The sequence below is a fragment of the Marisediminitalea sp. genome (genome assembly GCF_984433645.1).
Window position 1 is genome coordinate 1 of the sequence record NZ_CFIDRX010000266.1, and the last position, 3,659, is coordinate 3,659.

1 protein-coding gene is annotated in these 3,659 nt (G+C 48.1%); it reads right to left on the minus strand.

All coding sequences use genetic code 11. From position 1 onward, the window contains the following. Positions 1–3,659, minus strand: a 3,659-nt coding sequence (rpoB, locus tag AC4MRN_RS19955; protein ID WP_491204303.1) for a DNA-directed RNA polymerase subunit beta, incomplete at both ends; no start/stop codon positions are given.

Here is a 3,659-nt window from a genome sequence, read left to right on the forward strand (position 1 = left end):
GCATCTTGTCGTCAACCAAGTGGTTCAGTTTCAGCATGTACATGTAACCAACCGTAACCGGACGCTCAAACTCGCGACCAGTACGACCGTCGAACAAGGTAATCTGACCGCTTTCCGGAATATCCGCCAGCTTCAGCATGTCCTTGATTTCTGATTCACGCGCACCGTCGAATACTGGTGTAGCAATTGGAACACCTTTACGCAGGTTGTTAGCCAGACGCAGTACTTCGTCGTCGCTGAACGTGCTGATGTCGACTTGCTCTGGTTGGTCACCCAGCGAGTAAACTTCTTGCAGGAAGCTGCGCAGCTTGGCCATTTCTTCCTGCTCTTTCAGCATGCGATCAATCTTCACGCCTAAACCGTGTGCCGCCATACCCAAGTGAGTTTCAAGGATCTGACCGATGTTCATACGCGATGGTACACCCAGCGGGTTCAGTACGATGTCTACCGGCGTGCCGTTTTCATCGTAAGGCATATCTTCTACAGGAATTACTGTAGAGATAACACCCTTGTTACCGTGACGACCGGCCATCTTGTCACCAGGCTGGATGTGACGCTTAACAGCCAGGTAAACTTTAACGATTTTCAGTACGCCTGGTGCCAGATCATCACCTTGTGTGATCTTGCGACGCTTGGCTTCAAATTTTTTGTCGAAATCTGCTTTAATTTCGTCGTGCTGCTGACCGATTTGATCCAAATCGTTCTGTGCATCTTCGTCTTTCAGTGGAATATCGAACCACTTCTCACGTGGCACGCTGTCCAGTTTAGCCTGGTCAACGCCCGCTTTTAACAGCAGGTTCTGCGCACGGGCAAAGATACCGTCAGCAAGAATTGAGAACTCATCACCCAGGTCTTTCTTAACCTGACGTAACTGCATGTCTTCAATTTCAAGTGCACGCTTGTCTTTTTCTACGCCATCACGGGTAAAGACCTGAACGTCAATTACTGTACCGTGTACTGAGTTTGGTACACGCAAAGAGGTATCTTTAACGTCAGACGCTTTTTCACCGAAAATAGCGCGCAGTAGTTTTTCTTCTGGCGTAAGTTGCGTTTCGCCTTTAGGCGTTACTTTACCTACCAGAATGTCACCGCCTTTCACTTCCGCACCGATGTAAACAACACCAGATTCGTCCAGTTTGCTCAGTGCAGATTCACCCACGTTTGGAATATCAGCAGAAATTTCTTCTGGCCCAAGCTTGGTATCACGGGCGATACAGCTTAATTCCTGGATGTGAATAGTGGTGAAACGGTCTTCTTGTGCAACACGCTCTGAAATCAGAATCGAGTCTTCGAAGTTGTAACCATTCCAAGGCATGAACGCGATACGCATGTTCTGACCAAGCGCCAGATCACCTAAGTCGGTAGACGGGCCATCTGCCAGTACATCACCCGCAACAATCGGATCGCCAACACTACAGGTTGGACGCTGATTGATACACGTGTTCTGGTTAGAACGGGTGTACTTGGTCAGGTTGTAAATGTCGATACCCGCTTCGCCGGCTAACATTTCGTCTTCGTCAACCTTGATAACGATACGGCTGGCATCAACGTAGTCAACCACGCCTCCACGCTTAGCAACGACGGTTACACCGGAGTCAACAGCGATAGTGCGTTCCATACCGGTACCAACCAACGGCTTATCAGCTCGCAGAGTAGGTACTGCCTGACGTTGCATGTTCGCACCCATCAAGGCACGGTTAGCATCATCGTGCTCCAGGAACGGGATAATGCTTGCTGCAATCGACACGATTTGCTGTGGTGAAACGTCCATGTACTTGATGTCTTCTTTAGGCATCAGCGTGGTTTCACCGCGGTGACGACATGGAATCAGTTCGTCTACCAGCGCACCTTCTTCAGTCAGTGCAATGTTCGCCTGAGCGATCGCAAACTGACCTTCTTCGATAGCAGATAAATAATCAATTTCATCGGTAACCACACCGTCTACGATGCGACGGAAAGGCGTTTCAAGGAAACCAAAGTCATTGGTACGCGCAAAGCTCGCCAATGAGTTGATCAGACCGATGTTTGGACCTTCAGGGGTTTCGATTGGACACAGACGACCGTAGTGAGTCGGGTGAACGTCTCGAACCTCAAAGCCTGCACGTTCACGTGTCAGACCACCCGGGCCTAGTGCAGAAATACGACGCTTGTGCGTTACTTCTGACAGCGGGTTGTTTTGGTCCATAAACTGTGACAACTGAGAAGAACCAAAGAATTCTTTAACTGCAGCTGAAATAGGCTTAGCGTTGATCAGATCCTGTGGCATTACGTTATCCAGGTCGCCCAGAGACAAACGTTCTTTAACTGCACGTTCAACACGAACCAGGCCAACACGGAACTGGTTTTCTGCCATTTCACCAACAGAACGAATACGACGGTTACCCAAGTGGTCGATATCGTCCACTTCGTCTTTACCATCACGGATTTCGATCAGTTGCTTCATCACAGCAACGATGTCGTCTTTGTCCAGTGTGCCAGGACCAGTCAGTTCATTACGGCCCAAACGGCGGTTGAACTTCATACGACCAACAGAAGACAAGTCGTAGCGTTCTTCAGAGAAGAACAGGTTGTCGAACAAGGTTTCTGCCGCGTCTTTCGTTGGTGGCTCACCAGGACGCATCATGCGATAGATTTCAACTAACGCTTCAAGGCGGTTAGTTGAGCTGTCGATACGAAGGGTATCGGAAATATACGAACCGTGGTCCAGTTCGTTAATATACAGCGTAGTAAATTCTTTAATGCCAGCCTGACTCAACGCTGCCATGTTTTCCATGGTCAGTTCATCGTTGGCATTGACCAGTACTTCACCGGTTTCTTCGTTAATATAAGTTTCGCCGTAAACACGACCAACCAAATACTCAACAGGTACTTCCAGTTCAGTTACACCGGCTTTTTCCAAAGCACGTGTATGACGCGCAGAAATACGACGACCGGTTTCTACCAGTACGTTGCCATCAGCGTCCAGGATGTCAAACTGGGCAGTCTCACCGCGCAGACGATCAGCGACGATTTCCATCATCAGCTTGTCGTCAGCAATGCGAACCTGAATCTTTTCGAAGAAGGTGTCCAGGATCTCTTCCGTACCCATTTCCAGTGCACGTAAGATAATCGTTGCAGGCAACTTACGGCGACGGTCAATACGTACGAACAGGTTATCTTTCGGGTCAAACTCGAAGTCCAGCCATGAACCACGGTACGGGATTACACGTGCGTTGTATAACACCTTACCTGACGAGTGCGTTTTACCTTTGTCGTGATCAAAGAACACACCAGGAGAACGATGCAGCTGAGAAACGATAACACGCTCGGTACCATTAATGACGAACGTACCGTTCTCAGTCATTAACGGGATCTCACCCATGTACACTTCTTGTTCTTTAATATCTTTTACGGTACCGGGTGCCGCTTCTTTATCGAATAATACGAGACGAAGTTTCACTCTTAGAGGAGCTGAATAAGTTACGCCGCGAATTTGACATTCTTTAACATCGAATACCGGTTCGCCTAAACGATAACTCACATATTGTAATTCTGAATTGCCAGAGTAACTTTTGATTGGAAAAACAGAACGGAATGCTGCTTCCAAACCATATTGACCATCGGGATCGATATCAATAAATTTCTTGAAAGAATCTAGCTGGATTGAAAGAAGGTATGGA